The sequence below is a fragment of the Streptomyces deccanensis genome (assembly GCF_022385335.1).
Taxonomy (GTDB): Bacteria; Actinomycetota; Actinomycetes; order Streptomycetales; family Streptomycetaceae; genus Streptomyces; species Streptomyces deccanensis.
On record NZ_CP092431.1, the window covers coordinates 2,281,251 to 2,301,268 of the forward strand.

At 72.0% G+C, this 20,018-nt stretch carries 18 protein-coding genes; 1 reads left to right on the plus strand and 17 read right to left on the minus strand.

Annotated features, from left to right (window positions below):
• Window positions 1–7: 7 nt before the first annotated feature.
• The 11 genes from L3078_RS10170 to L3078_RS10220 form a co-directional block, all read right to left on the minus strand.
• Complete coding sequence (locus L3078_RS10170; RefSeq protein WP_239753097.1) at window positions 8–1,030, minus strand: ADP-ribosylglycohydrolase family protein; 1,023 nt, start codon at window positions 1,028–1,030, stop codon at window positions 8–10.
• Window positions 1,030–1,755: an NUDIX hydrolase gene (locus L3078_RS10175; RefSeq protein WP_239753098.1), complete on the minus strand. Its 726-nt coding sequence runs from the start codon at window positions 1,753–1,755 to the stop codon at window positions 1,030–1,032. Before L3078_RS10175 ends, L3078_RS10170 begins: the two co-directional genes overlap by 1 nt.
• Before the next feature lie 172 nt (window positions 1,756–1,927).
• Window positions 1,928–3,352: a metallopeptidase TldD-related protein gene (locus tag L3078_RS10180; protein ID WP_239753099.1), complete on the minus strand. Its 1,425-nt coding sequence runs from the start codon at window positions 3,350–3,352 to the stop codon at window positions 1,928–1,930.
• A gap of 2 nt (window positions 3,353–3,354) precedes the next feature.
• On the minus strand, window positions 3,355–4,917 hold the full coding sequence (locus L3078_RS10185) for a TldD/PmbA family protein (RefSeq protein ID WP_239753100.1): 1,563 nt from the start codon (window positions 4,915–4,917) through the stop codon (window positions 3,355–3,357).
• Between the two features lie 133 nt (window positions 4,918–5,050).
• Entirely contained in the window at window positions 5,051–6,448 is a 1,398-nt protein-coding gene (locus tag L3078_RS10190; RefSeq protein ID WP_239753101.1) for an MFS transporter, read from the minus strand.
• Window positions 6,442–7,716, minus strand: coding sequence for an ATP-grasp domain-containing protein (locus L3078_RS10195; RefSeq protein ID WP_239753102.1), 1,275 nt, complete (start codon window positions 7,714–7,716; stop codon window positions 6,442–6,444). Before L3078_RS10195 ends, L3078_RS10190 begins: the two co-directional genes overlap by 7 nt.
• Complete coding sequence (locus tag L3078_RS10200) at window positions 7,709–8,833, minus strand: GNAT family N-acetyltransferase (protein WP_239753103.1); 1,125 nt, start codon at window positions 8,831–8,833, stop codon at window positions 7,709–7,711. The genes L3078_RS10195 and L3078_RS10200 overlap by 8 nt, the downstream gene beginning before the upstream one ends.
• A gap of 45 nt (window positions 8,834–8,878) precedes the next feature.
• Complete coding sequence (locus L3078_RS10205; RefSeq protein WP_239753104.1) at window positions 8,879–10,336, minus strand: hypothetical protein; 1,458 nt, start codon at window positions 10,334–10,336, stop codon at window positions 8,879–8,881.
• Window positions 10,333–11,376, minus strand: coding sequence for an SIS domain-containing protein (locus L3078_RS10210; RefSeq protein ID WP_239753105.1), 1,044 nt, complete (start codon window positions 11,374–11,376; stop codon window positions 10,333–10,335). Before L3078_RS10210 ends, L3078_RS10205 begins: the two co-directional genes overlap by 4 nt.
• Entirely contained in the window at window positions 11,373–11,948 is a 576-nt protein-coding gene (locus tag L3078_RS10215) for a GNAT family N-acetyltransferase (RefSeq protein WP_239753106.1), read from the minus strand. Before L3078_RS10215 ends, L3078_RS10210 begins: the two co-directional genes overlap by 4 nt.
• Window positions 11,945–12,913 carry an O-methyltransferase gene (locus L3078_RS10220; RefSeq protein ID WP_239753107.1) on the minus strand — a complete coding sequence of 323 codons (969 nt, stop codon included), beginning with the start codon at window positions 12,911–12,913 and terminating at the stop codon, window positions 11,945–11,947. The genes L3078_RS10215 and L3078_RS10220 overlap by 4 nt, the downstream gene beginning before the upstream one ends.
• A 100-nt stretch (window positions 12,914–13,013) precedes the next feature.
• Between L3078_RS10220 and L3078_RS10225 the strand changes: the two genes are divergently transcribed.
• Window positions 13,014–13,472, plus strand: a complete 459-nt coding sequence (locus L3078_RS10225; protein WP_239753108.1) for a gamma-glutamylcyclotransferase family protein — start codon at window positions 13,014–13,016, stop codon at window positions 13,470–13,472.
• Window positions 13,473–13,573: 101 nt separating this feature from the next.
• On the opposite strand, the gene L3078_RS10230 is transcribed toward L3078_RS10225, so the two are convergent.
• The 6 genes from L3078_RS10230 to L3078_RS10255 form a co-directional block, all read right to left on the minus strand.
• Window positions 13,574–14,602, minus strand: a complete 1,029-nt coding sequence (locus tag L3078_RS10230) for a diiron oxygenase (RefSeq protein WP_239753109.1) — start codon at window positions 14,600–14,602, stop codon at window positions 13,574–13,576.
• Window positions 14,603–14,941: 339 nt separating this feature from the next.
• On the minus strand, window positions 14,942–16,117 hold the full coding sequence (locus L3078_RS10235) for a pseudouridine synthase (protein WP_239753110.1): 1,176 nt from the start codon (window positions 16,115–16,117) through the stop codon (window positions 14,942–14,944).
• On the minus strand, window positions 16,117–16,782 hold the full coding sequence (gene scpB, locus L3078_RS10240; protein WP_239753111.1) for an SMC-Scp complex subunit ScpB: 666 nt from the start codon (window positions 16,780–16,782) through the stop codon (window positions 16,117–16,119). The genes L3078_RS10235 and scpB overlap by 1 nt, the downstream gene beginning before the upstream one ends.
• Window positions 16,779–17,747 (minus strand): segregation and condensation protein A, encoded by a 969-nt coding sequence (locus tag L3078_RS10245; protein ID WP_239753112.1) that lies wholly within the window; start codon window positions 17,745–17,747, stop codon window positions 16,779–16,781. The genes scpB and L3078_RS10245 overlap by 4 nt, the downstream gene beginning before the upstream one ends.
• Before the next feature lie 370 nt (window positions 17,748–18,117).
• A complete protein-coding gene (locus L3078_RS10250) occupies window positions 18,118–18,690 on the minus strand; it encodes a hypothetical protein (protein WP_239753113.1) in 573 nt (190 codons plus the stop codon).
• Complete coding sequence (locus tag L3078_RS10255; protein ID WP_239753114.1) at window positions 18,675–19,802, minus strand: ParA family protein; 1,128 nt, start codon at window positions 19,800–19,802, stop codon at window positions 18,675–18,677. The genes L3078_RS10250 and L3078_RS10255 overlap by 16 nt, the downstream gene beginning before the upstream one ends.
• Between the last annotated feature and the right edge of the window lie 216 nt (window positions 19,803–20,018).

Here is a 20,018-nt window from a genome sequence, read left to right on the forward strand (position 1 = left end):
TCATCCCTCAAGCGTCCCAGAGGGCTCCCAGCGAGACGAGGTCGCCCTGGTACTCGATCCGGTCGGCCCACTCGGCGGGCCAGGCGTCCGGCCCGTGGTAGGCGCCCGCGAAGGCACCGGTGAGGCAGGCGATGGAGTCGGAGTCGCCCGAGGTGCAGGCGGCGCGGCGCAGCGCGGTCACGGGCTCGTCGACGAAGAGCAGGAAGCACAGCAGCCCGGTGGCGAGGGCCTCCTCGGCGATCCAGCCCTCTCCCGTGGCCAGGCAGGGGTCCGTCTCGGGCGAGGGGAGCCGCAGGGCCGCCTGCACCCGGTCCAGGGCCTCCAGGCAGTCGTCCCAGCCACGGGCGATGTAGTGCTCGGGCGAGGGGTCCTGGCTGTAGGTCCACAGGTCGCCGAGCCAGCGGGCGTGGTAGCGGGAGCGGTTCTCGTAGGCGTACGAGCGCAGCCGGCCGATCAGCCCCATCGGCTCGGCGCCCTGGGCGAGCAGCCGTATCGCGTGGGCGGTGAGGTCGGAGGCGGCGAGCGCGGTGGGGTGGCCGTGGGTGAGGGCGGCCTGCAACTGGGCGGCGCCGGCGCGCTGTTCGTCGCTGAGCGGGCCGATCAGCCCGAGCGGCGCGACCCGCATGTTGGCGCCGCAGCCCTTGGAGTGGATCTGGCTGGCGAACTGCCAGGGGTGGCGCTCGACCGCGAGGAGGTCGCAGGCGACCAGGCAGGTGTGGCCGGGGGCGCGGTTGTTCTCCGGGGAGCGGGACCACTCCACGAACTCCTTGCGGACGGCCCGCACCAGGGCCTCGGGGCCGAGCGATCCGCGGTCCATGGCGGCCCGCAGCCCGTGCCCCAGCGCCAGCGTCATCTGGGTGTCGTCGGTGACGATCGCGGGCTTCGGCAGGGCCATCTTCCGCCAGGGGCCGCACTTGGCGAGGATCGAGGCGACGTCGTTGAACTCCGTCGGGAAGCCGAGGGCGTCGCCGAGGGCGAGTCCGATCAGGGAGCCGGTGGCGGAGCGCTTCGTGCGGAGCGTCATGGTCATCAGGGCCGTCCTTCCGTGGTGGGTCGCAGCAGCGGCGGGTGCAGGGCGGTGGCCCCACCCGCGCGGTACAGCGCGGCGGGCTTGCCGCGACCGCCGGTCAGGCGGGCGGCACCGGGCACCGGTTCGACGAAGCCCGGCGTGGCCAGCACCTTGCGCCGGAAGTTGGGCCGGTCGAGCGGAGTGCCCCACACGGTCTCGTAGACCTGCCGCAGCTCGCCGAGGGTGAACTCGGGCGGGCAGAAGGAGGTGGCGAGACAGGTGTATTCGAGCTTGGCGCCGACGCGTTCGTGGGCGTCGGCGAGGATGCGGTCGTGGTCGAAGGCGAGCGGCCCGATGGCGTTGAAGCGCAGCCACTGCGCCTGCGCGGCGTCGCCTCCGCCGTGCGGGACGGGCGGGTCCGGGAGCAGCGCGGCGAAGGCGACGGTGACGATCCGCATCCGGGGGTCCCTGCCGGGCTCGCTGTAGGTCCGCAGCTGCTCCAGGTGGAGGCCGGAGTCGTCCTTGAGGCCGGTCTCCTCCGCGAGTTCCCGCCAGGCGGCCTCCTCCGCGGACTCGTCCGGCAGCACGAACCCGCCGGGCAGCGCCCAACGGCCCGCGTACGGCTCCTGGCCACGCTCGACGAGCAGCACCTGGAGGGCGCCGGCGCGGACGGTGAAGACGGCCAGGTCGACGGTGACGGCGAAGGGTTCGAAGGCGTACTTGTCGTAGCCCTCGGGTGAGGTCATGCCCATCGCCCCCTTAATGGTCACCATGACTAATAGTCATCACGACTATAAAGCCGCGTGCGCCGGGGCACAACCCCTTTACGAGGAAAGGAACGCCTAAGAGGGCCTCAAGAGCGTGCCGGGCCCGCAACCCTTTCAGGGGCATGCTCCGCGCCCTGGCCCGCGTCCCGGCTCAGCTGCCCGCGGAGGGGGCCCTCGCGGTGAACCGGAAGTCCGGGATCCGCAGTGGCGGCATGGCCGTGCGCGGGAAGTGCATGCCGGACTCGCGGGCCGGTGCCCGTTCGGTGCGCCCCGCCTCGACGGCACGGGACAGGAGCGAGACGGGTGATTCGGCGAAGCGGAAGTCGTTCACGTACGCCGTGACGCGCCCGTCCTCCACGAGGTGGACGCCGTCCCGGGTCAGACCGGTGAGGGTCAGGGTGCCCACGTCCGTCGGGCGGATGTACCACAGGCAGCTGATCAGCAGGGCGCGCCGGGTGGACCGGATCATCTCGGTCAGGGAGCGGTCGGTGCCGCCGTCCAGGACGAGGTTGCCCACTGCCGGCCGGACCGGGACGCCCAGGCGTGCCGCGTCGGCCCGGGAGGCCAGCAGGGAGGTGAGGGCTCCGTCCTTCATCCAGTACGTGGCCGACAGCGGCATTCCGTTGTCCGCGGGGTCGGCTCCGGCCTGCACGGCCTCGCCGAAGGCGTCCGACACCGCCCCGTGCGAGAGCACGAACGGGCGGCATTCCAGGCCGGGTTCGCGGGGATCGCTGCGCAGGTTCAGCGGCAGGGCGGCGAGGGTCTCCCCGATCCGGGTGCCGCCGCCGGGCCGCGCGAAGACGGTGCGGCCCTCGGTGGCGTCCGCGGCTCCGCCGGCCCGGTACACGGCGGTCATCAGGTCGGCCACGGCTGCGGGAGAGAGCAGCACCTCGTACCGGCCGGGCGGCAGCTCCCGGTGCGGCAGTGGCTGTCGGAGGCGTCCGGTGGTGGCGGCCTCGAGACCGGGCAGGTCCATGCCGTGGAAACCGTCCGCGACCGCGCCCGCCCATGCCGTACGGGCGCCGTCGGGGGTGCGGGTGTAGAGCTCGAGCGTGCTGGTCCCGAGGCGGTGGCGCCTGCGGACTCCGGCCGTGGTGCCCAGCCACGCCGTGCCGGTCCGGTGCTGCGCGAAACCGTGCAGGGCACCGTGGGAACGGCCCCGCGCGCGGACGAGCTCCGGTATCAGCGCCGACAGTCGATCCCGCGCGGGGGCGGCTTCGGGGAGTTCGGCGGACTCGAAAGCGCCGTCTCCGCGCATCGGCTGGGGCGCCGCGGTGCTCCCGGCCGCCGCGGTCTCCCCGGCCGCCGGTGCGTCGGTCGGCGCCTCCGAGGCGCGTACCAGTTCCTCCAGGCGGTGCGGATCATCGACGGTTCCGGAGACCGCCGCGCCGCCGCCCGGCCCGCTGCTGATCACCGTGACCCGGCGGGTGCCGCTCGCGCCGTTCGCGGTGACCTCGTCGCCGGCCCAGCGCAGCCACGCCGTGTCCGTGTCGTCGACGATCACATCGCAGTGCGCGGCCCGGGACAGGGAGAGGGCACGCTCGACGATCTCCTGGGGCGGCAGCGGGGTGTTCAACGTCAGTTCTCCTCACGGGAGTTGAGGACATTCACCTGGCGGAAGAGGGCCGCGGGGGTGCCGTGGCCGGCGGGGGCGGCCTGGAGCGGGCGCCCCTTGCCGCAGTGGAAGGCGCCGCACAGGAGATAGGTCTGGGGGCCGCCCACCGCTTCCAGGGAGTGCCAGAAGTCCGTGGTGGTCGACTGGTAGGCGACGTCCCTGACCTGTCCGACGAGGCGTCCGTCGCGGATGCGGTGGAAGCGCTGGCCGGTGAACTGGAAGTTCTGCCGCCGGGTGTCGATGGACCAGGAGCCGTCACCCACGACGTACAGGCCGTCCTGTACCCGGGAGATCAGTTCCGCGGTGTCCGGTCCTTCGGGGGCGGGTCGCAAGGAGACGTTCGGCATCCGTTGGAGCGGCTCCCGGTCGAAGGCGCCCGCGAAGGAGCAGCCGTTGGAGCGCGGAAGTCCGGCGCGTGACGCGCCCGCGCGGTCGACCTGGAACCCGCTCAGGACGCCCGCGCTCACCAGGTCCCAGCACTGCGCGGCCACCGCCTCGGCGTCGTAGCCGATGGTGGCGAGACCGTGCGGGGCGGTGCGGTCGGCGGTGACGTTCATGGCGGGCGAGCCGTAGCGCAGGGTGCCGACCGCGTCCGGCGAGGCGAACGAGGTGCCCGCGAAGGACGCCTCGTGCCCGAGAGCCCGGTCCAGTTCGGTGGCGTGACCCACGGTCTCGTGCAGCGTCAGCCACAGGTTCGTGGGGTCGATCACGAGGTCGTACGTGCGCGGCCGCACCGTCGGGGCGGCCGCCTTCTCGGCCAGCAGGGCGGGCAGCTCGGCGAGTTCACGGTCCCAGTCCCAGCCGGTGCCGAGCAGATACTCCCAGCCCCGGCCCGTGGAGGGTGCCGTGCTGCGCAGGCTGACCAGGGTGCCGGTGGCCGGGTCGACGGTGTGGGCGGTGAACTCCGGCAGCACCCGTACCCGTTGCTGGAGGATGCGGTTGCCCGCGCTGTCCGCGAGGAACGTGCACTCCCGTACGGCCTGGAGCGCGGCGTCCGTGTGCCGGACCCCGGGGGCCGCGAGGAGCCGGGCACTGTACTCGCCGAGCAGTGCCGTCCGCTCCTGCCCGGACACCTCGAACGGGTCGGTCTCGTACGCGGAGGTCCACGTCCGCTCCCCGTACACCGGCTCGGGCGCGAGGTCGATGCGGCGGCCGCCGAGAAGGCCGGCGTCCTCGGCGGCCCGCACCGCCTCGTCGACCGCGCCGACAGCCGCGTCCAGGCCGCCCGCGGTGCGTGCCGCGAAGCCGCGGGCCCCTTCGTGCAGGACACGCACGGAGAATCCGGCGGTCACCGTGTCGGAGGCGCCCGCGGGGCGGGCGTCGCGCAGCCGCCAGGACGCGTCACGTACATGCTCGGCGCGGAACTCCGCGTGCTGGACGCCGAGTTCGCGGGCCCGTTCGAGGACGGCATCGGCCACGCGGCGCTGCTCGGCGTGGTCGAACTGCGGGCTGATCGCGCGGAGGGACCCGTGGCTGGACGCGTGGGTGGACGCGTGGCTGGACTCGTGGGCGGTAGCACGGCCCATGCGAGGGCTCTCCTTCAAGGCCGGGTGATCACGTCGTGACCGTGGGTGCGGGGCGTGTGCCGGGGCGTGTCCCGGCACACGCGGCTCGGGGCGGGTCAGTGCGCCGGCCGTGGGCCGGCTCTGTGGGCGGGCCCTACCGGGGGCTGGGCTGTGCGCCGTACGGATCGCGATCCGAGCCGCCGTCCGGGGCGAGGCCCGAGGGGCCGGCCGAGCCGAGGTCCGGGTCGTCGTCCGGCCCCCGGTCGAGATCACCCTCTGCGGGGTCCCGTTCCGCCGGGTCCCGTTCCGCCGGGTCCCGTTCCGCCGGGTCCCGTTCCGCCGGGTCCCGTTCCGCCGGCACGCCGCGCACCGCGCCGGTCATCAGCACCGCCACCGCCAGGGCGCAGCCCGTCAGCAGCCACCACAGGGTGTTCGCGCCGTGGTCCAGCGCGCTGGTCACGAGGAGCGGTGTCATCGCGTTGGCCAGGCCGATGAACAGCTGGTTGAACGCCAGGTAGGAGCCGCGCCGCGCGTCCGGGGACAGTGCTGTGAGCAGGGTCAGTACGGCTTGGGAGGCCAGGAGTTCACCGACCGTGTAGATCACCATGGCGGCGATCAGGACGACGGTGCGGGGCGTCGGCGCGAGGTGTGCCGCGGCGGCGAGGGCGGCGGGCAGGGCGATGTGCAGGACCGCGCCCACCGCGACCAGGACGGCGGGCCGCACCCGTTCCACCCGGTGCGCCAAGGGGACCTGGAACACGGCCAGGAGCACGGTGTTCAGGGCGAACAGCACGCTCGTCGTCCACGCGGGCGCGCCGACGTCGCGTACCAGATGCACCGGCAGCGCCACCTCCACGCTCACCGCGATGATCCACAGACCGGCGCCCGCGGCGACCACCCCGCGGAACGGGCGGCTGCGCCAGGGCCGGGCCTTGTCCGGCGTACCGGACCCGGCCCCGGTCCCGGCCGGGCGGGCCGCGGGCAGCGCGACGTACAGCAGGGCGGCGAGCGCGATGCACACCGCGTTGCCCGCCCCGACCCCGTGCAGCACCTCGGGCGACGCGGAGGCGGTCAGCCCCGCCGCGAGCGCGCCGAGCCCGAACCCGGCGTTGAACAGCGCGCGGGACAGCGCCATCCAGCGTCCCGGTGGCTCCTCGCCCGCCAGCACCTTCGCCAGCGCCGGGGTGGCCGCCTGCTCGGTGCGCATGGTCAGCGCGACGAGCACGCTCAGCACCAGGAACGGCCAGAACGAGTCCACCAGGAGATACCCGGCGAACGCGGACGCCCGTACCACCGTGCTGACCAGGAGCACCTGACGGGGGCCGAAGCGGTCGATCAGCCGCCCCACGTACGGAAGCAGCGGCAGGGCGAGCAGCGCGGCCACCGTGAGGGCGGCGCCGATCCGGGTCAGCGAGGTGTCCAGGACCGACTGGAAGAACAGCAGTGAGAACGGGTAATAGATGCCCATGCCCACGGAGTTGGCGAACGTGGCACCCGCGAAGGCGGGCACCCCGGGCCCCGTCGGCAGCGCCTGGCGCAGTTGCCTCAGCACGGCGCGTCGACGGCGGGAGCCAGCATGACGGCCGCGGTGTCCGCCCAGCGGGCCGCCTCGGCGGGGGTGTCCGCCCGGACCACCACATGGCCGAGGACATCGGCGTTGCTGCGCGGCCGGCGCACCTCGCCTCCCGGCGCCGCGTACAGGTCGACGGCGCACACACCCGGCAGCCGCCGTACCAGGTCCTCGCCCTCGAACCCGCGCAGCACGCCGTCGTCGGCCGCCGTCAGATAGCGGGAGGCGGCGGCTCCGGTGCGCTCCAGCACGACCTCGGGCTCCTGCCCGACGTGCAGTCGGACGACCTCGCGCAGCAGGTCGAGGCCGGTGGCCTCCTGGATGATCCGGCCGATCTGGGCGCCGCCCATCCGGGCGTTGATCTCCACCAGGCGGGGCCCGTCGGGGGTCACCTTGATCTCGACGTGCGCGGCGCCGAAGTCGTGGCCGATCGCCTCGAGCGCGTCGAGCGCGGCCCGGGTGACCTCGTCGCGCACGGAATCGGGAAGCTGGGTCGGGAACGTCTCACCGGTCTCCACGAAGTACGGGTGCGCGGTGAGTGCCTTGTCGGTGACGCCGACGACCTGGGGCCCCTTGGCGGTGGTCAGCACCTCCACACTCAGCTCGTAGCCCGTCAGATACTCCTCCACCAGCACACCGCCCGGCTTCGCCATGCCGCGCATGTCGACCGGGGACGCCGTCAGCTCGTCGTAGTGCGCGGCCACCTCGTCGGTGTCGCGGCACAGCCGCACCCCGATGCTCGCGGACTCGGTGAGCGGCTTGACGACGCAGGGGAAGCCGATCGACCGGGCGGCGGCGACCGCGTCCTCGCGTGCCGTCGCACGGCTGAACCGCGGGGCGGGGACGCCGAGTTCCGCGCAGACCTCGCGGGTGCGCAGCTTGTTGCGGGCGGTCCGCGCGGCCTCGGGGTCGAGGCCGGGCAGGCCGAGGCGGCGGGCGGTCTCGGCGACCACGGGGACGTAGTAGTCGATGACCGCGAGGACTCCCGCGAGGTCGCCCTGCTCGGCGTACGGGCGCAGCGCCTCGGTGACGGAGGCGCTGTCCCGGGTGTCGGCGTCCACGATCGCGTGCACGGTCCGCTCGATGAGGGAGCGCGCGGCCTCGGACGTCGCGTAGCGGCTGAGGTCGTCGGTGACGAGGATCGGGCGCAGTCCCAGCTCGCGGGCGCGCAGCAGGGGCTGGAGGCCGTACTCGCCTCGCCCGGTCTCGACCACGGCGATCAGGGGCCCGTGGGGCAGGGCGTCAGACATGGGTGTTCCTCGAAGGTCGGGTCAGCGGCAGCAGATAGGAGTACTGGGTCTCGGCCGTGCAGCCGCGGGAGAGCTTGGCCTCCTCGCTGCCGAGGCCGTAGTGGATGGCTTCGATCCCGAGCCGGGCCGCCGCCTCGACGGGGAAGTAGTAGAGGGTCTCGAAGTACAGCGGGAGCCGGTCCTGGTAGGCGTAGTCGAAGCCCGCCTGACGCGCGTACCAGTGGGTGCCGAACCGCAGCAGGGTGCCGAAGCCCCGGATGTCGCCGTCGCCGACCGCGAGCGCCACCTGGGCGTCGGCACCGAACGCGGCGATCATCTCGTGCAGCACCTGCTCGGTCTGCCCGGCGGTCCAGGTGTGGCCGTACTTGGCCATCAGCTGCGCCTCCAGCGCGCCGAGCCGGGGCACGAGGTCGGCGCTCAACGGCTCGATCCGCAGTTCGATGCTGGCCTCCCGCACCCGGCGTCGCTCGGTGAGGATCCGGCGGCGGCGGCGCGCGGACACCAGGGTCAGATAGTCGTCGAAGCCGCCGGGGCCGACGCGCAGCGAGCTGTAACGGCCCGAGTCGTGGTGCACATAGCCCCGTTCGTCGAGGATCTGCCGCAGCAGGGTGTCGCCGTCCTCCACGAAGGGGTACGCCACCGATGCGGCGCCCTGTTCGGTGGCGAGCCGTTCGGCCTCGGCGACCAGTGCCTCCACCTGGTCCCGGCCGGTGCCGGCGAGCCTCGGCACCCGGCTGCGCCCCATGTGCCGCCCTCCGCACACGAGCGTGGGCAGCAGGCTCTCGGCGGGACTCGCGGGCAGCGCCGAGAGGATCTCGGCGGCGCCCTCGCGACCGGCCTCGGCGCCGGCCTGGAGCAGGGTGTCCGGGCGGCCGAGGACCCAGGGCGCGGTGTCGTCGGCCAGGGCGGTGGCGAGCCCGGCGACCGTGCGGCCGTCCTCGTCGAGCAGCAGATAACTCATCGGGCAGCCCGCGGTCCGTTCCGCGACGGCCAGCCAGCGCTCACCGAGGAAGAGGTCCTCGGGCCGCAGCAGTTCGGCCCAGTCGGCGCGGGGGAGGTCCGCGGCCCGGGAGAACGCGCGCACGGTGGGCGGCGCGACGGTCGGCTCAGTGCTCATGACGGTGATCCTTGCGAGCGGTGGGGAGGGTGTCCGTGAGGCACCTCATCGCGCGGTCCCGACGGTGAAGACGCCGGTGGTGCGGGTCAGCGGGTTGGAGCCGTAGTTGACGACGGCGGAGGCGGAGGCCGGCGCGGCGCGGACGTCGGTGCCGGCGTACCCCTGCGGCGTGAGGAACAGGCCCCAGGCCGCGACCCAGTCGGAGCGGTCGCCGGTGGCGGGGTCGAGGACGGGCTCGGCGCGGGGCAGGACGCGGCGCTGGACGATCCAGCGGTTGCCCAGACCGGTGAGGGGGCCGGTGGCGTCGGACTTCTTGTCCTGGACGAGGCGCGCCCAATGGTCCGGTTCGCATTCCCAGCCGGGGATCACGCCGGTGCCGCCGAAGTCACGCAGGGGCTTGAGGAGGAGCTCGGTGCGGTGTTCCCGGCAGAAGGACAGCAGGTCGGTCACCGTCTCACCGGGGCGTGGGCCGGGTGTGGGCGGGCCGTCGGCGAGGAGCCGGGTCCACGGGAGAAGACGGTCGGTGAGGGCGCGCTCCGCCTCGGTGAAGGGTGTGGCGGGATCGGAGAGGAGCGCGAGGGCGCCCTTGTTGGAGTAGAGGGAGCTGTCCATGGGCGTCCACAGGACGGCGCGGCCCTCTTCGTGGGCGCGGAAGGCGAGTTCGGCGCGGGCGGCGGAGGCCGGGTCCGCGCAGAGGTCGTCGACGGTGAAGAAGCGCAGGACGACGTCGACGGGGTCGCCGTCGAGACGGAGCCGGTCGCCCTGTTCGGTGAGGCCGTCCAGTTCGCCGAGGGTGAAGGGCAGGCCGAGGCCCCGCATCATCTCGGCGAGGGCGTGCAGCAGATGACCGAAGGCGGCCAGCCCTCCCGGGGCGCAGACCAGGCCGATACGGGGCTCCCGTCCGCCGCCGGTGAGGGGGAGGGCCGCCTCGCGCAGGGCGACGGCCAGGTGTTCCCCGGTGTGGACGTGCTCCAGTCCGTGCTCGGCGGCGAAGGCCGCGAACGCGGGGTGGGTGAGAAGTGCCCGCTGCATCTGGGAGCGGTCGGTGCCGCCGAGGTCGCTGGCTATGTTGAACTCCAGCAGCTTGAAGGCGCTGCCGTCGTGATAGAGGTCGGCACGGCCGTACCGGGTGGCCCCGCCGCGGGCGTCGGCGAAGCGGGAGATCACCGCGGCCCGGTCGGGGGCGATGCCCAGGGCGTCGCAGTACTCGGCCGTGTCCCCGCCGAACAGGCGCCGCGGCAGTGAGACGAGCAGCGCGAACAGGTCCTGGACATCGGCCCCGGCACGGCTCAGCTCGGGACCGTCCACGAAGAGCGGGCGGGAGAGCATGCGCGCCCCCCAGCACTCCTGGAAGGCCGGGGGGAAGACGGTCTCCTGGACGACGCCGGCGAGCCGGGGGTCGTGGAGATATGCCTCGGTGACGGCGGCGGCGGTGGCATCCGTCGTGGCGTGCGCCGCCGCTGTCCCCGCCGTCTCCGGTGCGATGACCGGTCCGCGCGTCACAGCTTCACCGACCGGATGGCCGAGGCCCAGGGCTCCGCCTCCAGGTGGGTGAGGTCGGGGCTGGCGCCGGTGCGGACGGCGGCCAGGGAGACCAGTCGCTGGAAGGGCACGACCGACACCAGCGGACGGACGAGATCGGGCACGGCGGCGAAGGGAAGCGCGGCGCCGGGATCGTCGGCGCAGTGGTGGACGGGGGCGCCCAGCGCGCGCAGGACCCGCTCCAGGTCGGCGGTACGGCCGGCGTCGGGTCCGGCGGGGCGCAGGAGGAAGCCGGCGGTGGTCGCGGAGAAGACGGCGGGGGTGCCGTGCAGGGCGAACTCGGTGTGCAGGGCCTCGGCCCAGCGGTAGGTGCCCTCCTTGATCTTCAGCGCGGCCTCGGCGGCGGTGATCGCGTCCAGTCCGGTGCCGGTGACCAGGACCGGTCCGGCGGCGTCGGCGAGGGCGTCCACGGCCTCCGGCGCGACGGGCAGTCGCAGGGTGCGGGACAGTGCCTCGGGGACCTGGGCGAGCGCGGCGGTCAGCGGGGCCCCCGCCTCGCCGAAGGCGGTGGCGACCAGGCGGGCGAGCAGGGTCAGCGCGGTGGTGTAGGAGACGGTGTGGGTGCTGGCCGCCTCCTGGGGGCAGGTGCGCAGGACCGTGTCGGCGACGGGTTCGGCCGGGCCCTCGCCGGTGATGGCGACCGTGGTGGCACCGGCTTCGGCGGCGCGGCGGAGGACGTCGTTGGGGCAGGCCTTGGTGCCCCGGTGACTGACCACCACGATCTGGTCGGCGGAGGTGACACCCTCGGTCAGGGCCAGGTCGTGGGCGTCGAGGGCGGCGGCCCGTACCCGGCCGCCGGTCAGCAGCCGGACCCAGGCGGCGGCGATCCGGCAGGCGTGCAGCGAGGTGCCGATGCCGGTGAAGACCAGGGGACGCGCGGGGTCGAGGACCGGGACCGGGGTCGACAGGAGGGCGGCCACGGCCTCGGGCTGGGAGGCGACATGACGGTCGTAGGCGGCCGACCCGCTGGACTCCGGGGCGGTGGGGGGCTGGGTGGTCATCGGGCGGGCTCCTCTGCGGGTAGGTGGGCGGCGAGCAGGTCGTCGAGCGGTGTGCCGTCGTAGCGGGCGCAGTTGGCGGGGAAGGTGCGCTGGAAGATGTCCAGGTCGGTCAGCCGGCCCAGCTTGTAGCCGACTTGGCGCAGGACGCCCTCGTGGCGGTACCCGGCGCGCAGCACCATGCGGCGGGAGGGCTCGTTGCCGGAGGAGATGAAGGCGATGACCGTGGACATACCGGCCTGCTCCGCCAGTTCGGTGAGGCGGACGCACAGAGCCGAGCCGACACCGCGGCCACGGGCGTCGGGCGAGAGGTAGATCGAGATCTCGGCGCTGGCCAGATAGCCCTTGCGTGAGGCGAACGGACTGAGGGTGCCGTACCCGGCGAACCGCCCGTCCTGCTCGGCGGCCAGGGCGGGGTAGCGGCCATGATGGGCCGACAGCCAGCCGTGCAGGTCGTCGAGCGCCTTCTCTTCATGGTCCATGGTCGCGTCGGTGTGCCGGATGGCGTGATTGATCGTAGACAGTACCGCAGGAAGATCGGCTTCGGTCAGCGGGCGCAGGACGGGGGCGCTCATCGGGAGGCCTCCCCGACGACGGCGTCGGCGCGACGGCGGTAGATGCCGACGCCCTCGGAGCTGGGGATCAGCCGCTGGAGGTCGTAGTGGGTGTCCAGGTGGCCGTGGAAACGGGCGTACTGGGCCTGGTTGTTGGCGATACGACCGGCGAAGTAGGCGTTCTCGGTGAGGTTGCCGAGGAGCATGTTGTGGGCGATCAGCAGGCCGCCGGGGCGCAGGGCGGGGGTGGTGGCCTCCATGATCGGGAAATAGATCGCCTTGTCGATCAGATCGGGGTCCATGCCCTCGGGGGCTCGATGCGGGGCCGGGCCCTCGGCGTCCAGCACACACAGGTCGACCGGGTCGAGGCCACGGCCGTGGGCGATGGCGTCGGTGGTGGCGAACTCGACTCCGTCAACGAGGCCGAGGGTGGTGAGGTTGCGTTCGGCCAGCGCCATGGTGTTGGGGTCGATGTCGATCAGGGTGGCGGTACCGCCGGCCGCACGGATGCCGGGCAGTGCCCAGACCGCCCAGTACCCGTAGTACGAGCCGGGGAAGACGGTGCGGCGGGGGGCCAGCAGATGGCAGAGCGCGAAGAGCAGCCGGGCCTCCTCCGGGAAGATGTAGGTGGCGCGGTCCTCGTGGGCGAACTGCTCGGCGACACGCTCCCGCAGCGCCTCGAACTCGTCGTCCGGGTAGTCCGTGGAGGCGATCACGCCGTCCTGCTCCAGCCCCTCCAGCACCTGCGCGACGAAGGCGCGCTCGTCCACGGGAAACCGGGTGGAGAGGTTGAACTGGTCCTCGTTCAGCCCGACGTCCTCGGGGCGCAGACGACCGGAGCCCAGCCAGGAACAGTAGGCGGCGCGGCTCAACACACCGCCGCGGAAGCTCTGGTACTCGGGGACGGCACGCAGCGCGGCGTCGATGAGGTCGTAGGCGACCCCACCGGTTGCACAGGGGGCGTCGGGACGGGCGACGGTGGTCACGCGAGGGCTCCTTCTCATGGGGTGGTGCCCGGCCAACCGGGCATGCGACGTAGGCTCCGCCGGGAAGTACCGGCTGCCTTTCAAGTGGGAGTTACGAGCGATGCCGACGGCCGATCGACCGACGTACGAGCTGCCCCTGTTCGTCTACGGCAGCCTGTCGTACGTTGAGGTGCAGCAGGCGCTGCTGGGACGGGTCCCCGAGTCCCGCCCGGCGGCAGTGACCGGCTGGCGCAACGCGGCCCTGCGGGACCGTGTCTTCCCCGGTCTGGTGCCCCGGGCCGGAAGCCGGGTCACCGGGTGCCTGCTGACCGATCTGGACCCTGCCGAGCGTGCTCTGCTGGATGTGTACGAGGGCCCGATGTACGAGGCTCGCGCCCTGCCCGTGGAAGGCGGCGGCCCCGCTGTGGCCTACGTGTGCGTCGACGCGTCGCTGGTCCTGGAGAACGACTGGGACCGGGAACACTTCGGCCGGGAGCTGTTGCCGGGCTACACGGCGGGGGTGGTCCGCTGGCTGGCGTCCCGGGGGGCGACGCTCACCCGTACCGGATCCGGCGGATGAGCCGGCGACGGAGCCGTCGGCCGGTCCGCTGACCGGTGGGGCCTTGGTGCCTGTGGTGCCGGTGGTGTCGGTGGGTCGTCCGTTCTCGACGGCGTTCATCGTCACACCAGTTCGTACGTCTCGAAGGCGGCCCGGATGTCGGGGTCGTCCAACGCCCCGAGCCGTCTGAAGTACTGGACCGTCTGCTGGGAGGCGTCACGGGCGGACTTGCGCACCAGACTCTCCGGGAACACCTCGGCCAGCACCTGCTCGACGGTGTCCCGGTCGAGCCCGTACCCGGTCAGCTCCTCGCGGAGGGCCGGGAGATCCGGCCGGAGGAAGGCGTCCACCATCATCGGTGCGAGGGTGCCGATCACTCGCCGCTCGGTCGGGTCCGACTGCGCCCACAGCTCCTTGAGGAAGAGCGAGAAGTAGGTGTGGTGGCGGCCCTCGTCCATGGCGTGGTCGCGCACCACTTCGCGAACGGTGGGCACCACCCGGGGATCGTCCGGGACCTCGCCGAGCGAGCCCGAGATCAGGGTCTCGGAGACGATCACGAAGACCAACTCGGCCAGCTCCCGCCATTCCGGGTGCTGCTGCTGGATCATCGCCAGCCGGGTCAGGAAATACGGCTCGGCGGGCAGCCGTGCGGCGACACCGGTCCGGGCCTGAGCCTGTCTCATCAGGTCGACCGAGAACAGGGCGTGGTACGCCTCGTCGCAGTAGATCCGGTAGGCGTCGAACCGCATGTCGGGATGGAGACGCAGGCCCACTGTTCCGTGTGCGATACCGAGCGCGGTGCGATTGACGACGATCTGTTCCAGCTTCGCCGTGAAATCCAGGTAACGGTAGAGGTGCTGGATCAGTATCCGGTCGAATAGTTCAGGGCGAAGATCCCGCACCAGCTCATGGCGGGCGACCGGAACCAAGTCGGGCGAAAAGAAATACTGCCCATCGGTTTCACCCGGCAGTTCCCGCCGGGGAGTCGCACGCAGCGAGGCACGCTTGTCCCAACCACGGAACGGGCTGCGATAACCGTCAGCCGCTTCCGGGCCGTCCGCGGCCGGGGCTTCGGAACCCTTGGTCAGCAGGCGCTTGGGGCAGTAACTGACCGCGGTACAGCCGGTGAAGAGACCAACGATGCCACACATGCATTCCCCGGTTTTCTCTATTTTTCAGCCGTTCCGCGTTACCTAATGGAATTCACCTGGCACCGCGAAACCGACTCCGCACAGCGACGCCGATGATCATGCAATGAACGCTTTCGGGGAGCAAGCCTCGCTAACGGAATCTCAAATCGTGAGATGAAGGGGGAAATGCTTGAATCGGTCATCCCGGAGATTTCTCAGCCGGACCGCCGGATATCTTCCGGACATGACGCGACTCTCCCAGCACCGAGCGCGGTGCCCGAAAACAGCAGAAAACCGGCCCCGACGGCGAAGTCGGGACCGGCCCTCTGCTCGAACGCGACGCTCGACGCGCCGGGAGACCTAGAGGTCGACCTCCTGCATCAGCATGCCGACCTCGGTGTTCGACAGGCGGCGCAGCCAGCCCGACTTCTGGTCGCCGAGGGTGATCGGCCCGAAGGCGACGCGCACCAGCTTGTCGACCGGGAAGCCGGCCTCCGCCAGCATCCGGCGCACGATGTGCTTGCGCCCCTCGTGCAGGGTCACCTCGACGAGGTAGTTCTTGCCGGTCTGCTCGACGACCCGGAAGTGGTCCGCGCGCGCGTACCCGTCCTCCAGCTGGATGCCGTCCTTGAGCTGCTTGCCCAGGTCGCGCGGGATCGGGCCCACGATGTGCGCGAGATAGACCTTCTTCACGCCGTACTTGGGGTGGGTCAGCCGGTGCGCCAGCTCACCGTGGTTGGTGAGCAGGATGACGCCCTCGGTCTCGGTGTCGAGCCGTCCGACGTGGAACAGCCGCGTCTCGCGGTTGGTCACATAGTCACCGAGGCACTGCCGGCCCTCGTTGTCCTCCATCGTGGAGACGACGCCGGCCGGCTTGTTCAGCGCGAAGAACTGGTACGACTGCGTGGCCACGGTCAGACCGTCGACCTTGACCTCGTCCTTCTCCGGGTCGACGCGCTTGCCCTGCTCCAGCACGATCTCGCCGTTCACCTCGACCCGCGCCTGCTCGATCAGCTCCTCGCAGGCCCGCCGCGAGCCGTAGCCCGCCCGCGCGAGGACCTTCTGCAGCCGCTCGCCCTCCTGCTCGGCGCCCGGGAAGGTCTTGGGCAGCTTCACGTCCTTCTTGCCCGCGTAGCGCTCGCGGTTGCGCTCCTCGGCCCGCGCGTCGTACTCGCGCGAGGTCGCCGGGGCCCACCGGCCTCGCCCGGTGCTGCCCTGACCCTGCTTGGGCCCGCCCTTGGCTCCACCTCGCGCGGACGCGCCGCGCCCCGACTTCGGCCCCTCCTGTGTGCCGCCGGGGCCCACGTCGTAACGGCGCTCCTCGGGGCGGGGCTTCTTCGGCCGACCACCCTGCCTGTCGTCGCGGTCGTTGCCCGCGCCACGGTAGTTGCCGCGGCCACCACCGCTCCCGCCGCTCCCGCCGCGTCCGGCGCCGCTCCCGCCGCGTCCACCACCGCTTCCGCCGCGGCCGCCGCTGTTGCCACCACGGCTCCCGCCGTTGTTTCCGCTGCTGTTCCTGCCGCTGCTGCTTCGCATCAAAATTCCGTCTTGTCGTCTGTGTCCTCGGAATCCGGAGCATCCGGATCGAACGACGGTACGGCTTCCTGGGTCTCGGCCTCGATCGCCTCCGCCTCCGGGAGGAAGGGCGCGAGTTCCGGGAGCTCGTCCAGGCCGCGCAGGCCCATCCGCTCCAGGAAGTAGTTCGTCGTCCTGTACAGGATCGCACCTGTTTCGGGTTCCGCGCCCGCCTCCTCGACCAGACCCCGCTGGAGCAGGGTGCGCATGACCCCGTCACAGTTGACCCCTCGTACGGCCGAGACCCTGCTCCGGCTCACCGGCTGCCGGTACGCGACCACGGCCAGCGTCTCCAGCGCGGCCTGGGTCAGCCGGGCCTGCTGCCCGTCGAGCACGAACCGCTCGACGGCGGCGGCGTACTCGGGCCGGGTGTAGAACCGCCAGCCCCCGGCGATCAGCCGCAGCTCGAAGCCGCGTCCCTGTGTCGCGTACTCGTCGGCCAGTTCCCGCAGCACCTTGGAGATCTGCCGCTTCGGCCGCTCCAGGATCTTGCTCAGATGCTCCGCCGTCGCGGGCTCGTCCACGACCATGAGGACGGCCTCCAGGGCGGGCTTGAGGTCGAGGTCGGCAACGGCACGCGCCCCCGCGGGCGCCTCGGTCGTCCCCCCGGTCGTCTCCTCGCTCATGCCTTCGTCTCCTCCTTCGGCGGTTCGGGCGGCCGGTCGAACTCGTCCGTGACCACGGGCTCGGCGTCCCCGTCCCCGCCGGTCCAGCGCACGATCAGATCGCCGAGCGCGGTCTCCTGGTCGAGGGCCACGGCCTTCTCGCGGTACAGCTCCAGCAGGGCGAGGAAGCGGGCGACGACGGTGAGGGTGTCGTCGGTGTCCTCGACGAGCACGCGGAAGGACGCCTCTCCCAGCTCCCGCAGCCGTGCGACCACGATCCCGGCCTGTTCCTGCACACTCACCAGGGGCGCGTGGATGTGATCGACGTACACCTGCGGCTTCGGCTTCGGCTGCATCGCCTTGACCGCGAGCCTGGCGAATCCTTCCGCCCCGATGCTGATGACCACCTCGGGCAGCAGCTCGGCGTGGTGCGGCTCCAGGCCGACGGTCCGGGGGTAGCGGCGGGCCTCCTCGTCGAGGCGCCGGTTGAAGATGTCCGCGATCTGTTTGTACGCGCGGTACTGGAGCAGCCGGGCGAACAGCAGGTCCCGGGCTTCGAGGAGCGCGAGGTCCGCCTCGTCCTCGACCTGGGCGGCGGGCAGCAGCCGCGCGGCCTTCAGATCCAGCAGCGTCGCGGCCACGACGAGGAACTCGGTCGTCTCGTCGAGGTCCCAGTCCGGCCCCATGGCCCGGATGTGCGCCATGAACTCATCGGTGACCTTGGACAGCGCCACCTCGGTGACGTCCATCTTGTGCTTCGAGATCAGCTGGAGCAGCAGATCGAAGGGCCCCTCGAAGTTGGAGAGCCGGACCTTGAAGACACCATCGGGGGTATCCTCCGGCTTTGGTACAGGAGGTAGGTGTCCCTCAGGGGGGAGTTCGGCCCCCTCGGTAACAGATGCGGCCACGCCCGGCCCCCGCCCCAGCGCACGCCGACGAACGGCGGCTGCGCTGGAGGGGGCGGCGGGAACATCAGACGAGGCCATAGCCCCCGCAGGCTACCGTTCCTGTGGACTGAGGAGGAGTGAGCTCACTCAGCCGCGCGCCCCGAACGGTCTTGGGCGAACTGGTCCCCGGCGTACTCGACCCTGGAGCAGCGACACGCATCCCGTGCGTGGTCCGATCCCAGGAGGCTGGTTCCCTGTGCGCTCTGGCAGTGGGCGTGGCCGAAAGAACGACGGGGAGGCCCCGAACCATCACTCCTGTGGAGCAGGGGCCCCGCACGCCCGCACCACGCTCAGCGGCCCAGATCGCCTGATCACCGTAGCCCGAACGGGCCAGGCCACCGCAAGCCTGGAAGCCGACTATCACACGATCGAGTCACACCACGCTCATTCCAGCAAGCGCTCAGCTACCCTACCGCCCCCGCAGCCGCCGTACGAGGATGCTCGCGTCCCCACGGGACTCCAGATCCGCCAGCACCACGGCGACGGCCTCCCGCACGATCCGCCCCCGGTCGACGGCCAGCCCATGCTCCCCACGCAGCACCAGCCGCGCGTGTTCGAGGTCCATGAGCTCCTCGGCGGAGACGTACACGGTGATCTTCTCGTCGTGCCGCTCCCGCCCACTGGGCCGGCGCCCGGAGGCCCGCCCCCGCTTACGGGGAGCGGCGGCAGAACCTTCCTGCGGCTTCGGACCCCGCCCGGCGGCGGCCCGCTCGGCCCCCGCCGCGGCGCCCCGGCTGCGCGGCTGCTCACCGTCGGACTCGGCGTCCGCGGCCACGTGCTCGGACCCCTCGCCGTCACCGCCCTGCACGGGCACGGACGGCGGCGCGTCGTCCGCGCCGGCGGCCCCGTCGCTCTCCCCGGCGGGAGCGGGCACACGGGTTTCTCCGTTCGGCCCCCGCCGGGGAGCGGACGGCTGCAGCGCCGTTCCCCCTGTCGTACGGAAGAGTTCGTCGGCCCCCGGCAGACTCACTCGGCGTGACACCGGGCGAGCACCTCCCTGGCGAGCTGACGGTAGGCGGCGGCGCCGACGGAGTTGGAGGCGTACGTGGTGATCGGCTCACCGGCGACCGTGGTCTCCGGGAAGCGGACCGTGCGCCCGATGACCGTGTGGTAGACGTGGTCGTCGAACGCCTCGACGACACGCGCGAGGACCTCACGGCTGTGCACGGTGCGCGAGTCGTACATCGTGGCGAGGATGCCGTCGAGCTCCAACTCGGGGTTGAGCCGCTCCTGGACCTTCTCGATGGTCTCCGTCAGCAGCGCGACACCACGGAGAGCGAAGAACTCACACTCCAGAGGCACTATCACCTTGTGCGCGGCCGTCAGGGCGTTGACCGTGAGCAGGCCGAGCGAGGGCTGACAGTCGATCACGATGTAGTCGTAGTCGGCCATGAGCGGCTTCAGGGCGCGCTGGAGCGTCGACTCGCGCGCGACCTCGGAGACGAGCTGGACCTCGGCCGCGGACAGGTCGATGTTGCTCGGCAGCAGGTCCATGTTGGGGACCGCGGTCTTCAGCAGGACCTCGTCGGCCGACATGCCCCGCTCCATGAGCAGGTTGTAGACCGTGAGGTCGAGCTCCATCGGGTTCACGCCGAGGCCGACCGAGAGGGCGCCCTGCGGGTCGAAGTCGACGAGCAGGACCCGGCGGCCGTACTCCGCGAGCGCGGCACCCAGGTTGATGGTCGACGTCGTCTTGCCGACGCCGCCCTTCTGGTTGCACATCGCGATGATCTTCGCGGGACCGTGGTCGGTCAGCGGACCCGGGATCGGGAAGTAGGGCAGCGGGCGACCGGTGGGACCGATGCGCTCGCGGCGCTGACGGGCCGCGTCGGGCGCGAGCGTGGCCGCGTACTCCGGATCGGGCTCGTACTCGGCGTCGGGGTCGTAGAAGTGCCCGTCGGGCAGCTCGTCGTAGTCGGCGAAGTGGTTGTGGACCCCGCCACTTCCGTCGCCGGCCATGGCGTTCACGTGTTGGCCATCCATGCTCTGGAGTGCTGTCGGAGTTGCCTGCGGACTCTGGTGGGCCGCGAAGGTGCGGACAGCGACCGAGCCGACAGCCGCGAACCCCGTGGGACCCGAGACCGGCGCAGGCATTCCTGGTTGACCACCCCCGGGAGTAAATGTCGACTCATTCACAAGTCGTCTTACCTCCTTGGTGACCAGGAAACTTCTAGATAGGTCAGCGTGGCACCATGCCGACGGTTGGCGACTCTATGGCGTGTCGGCGGTCCGCAGCAACACAATCCGCCGGACCCGGCCCGATGTGTCGGCAATGAAACATGCGGCTGTCAAGGGCGTAGGGCCGTCGCA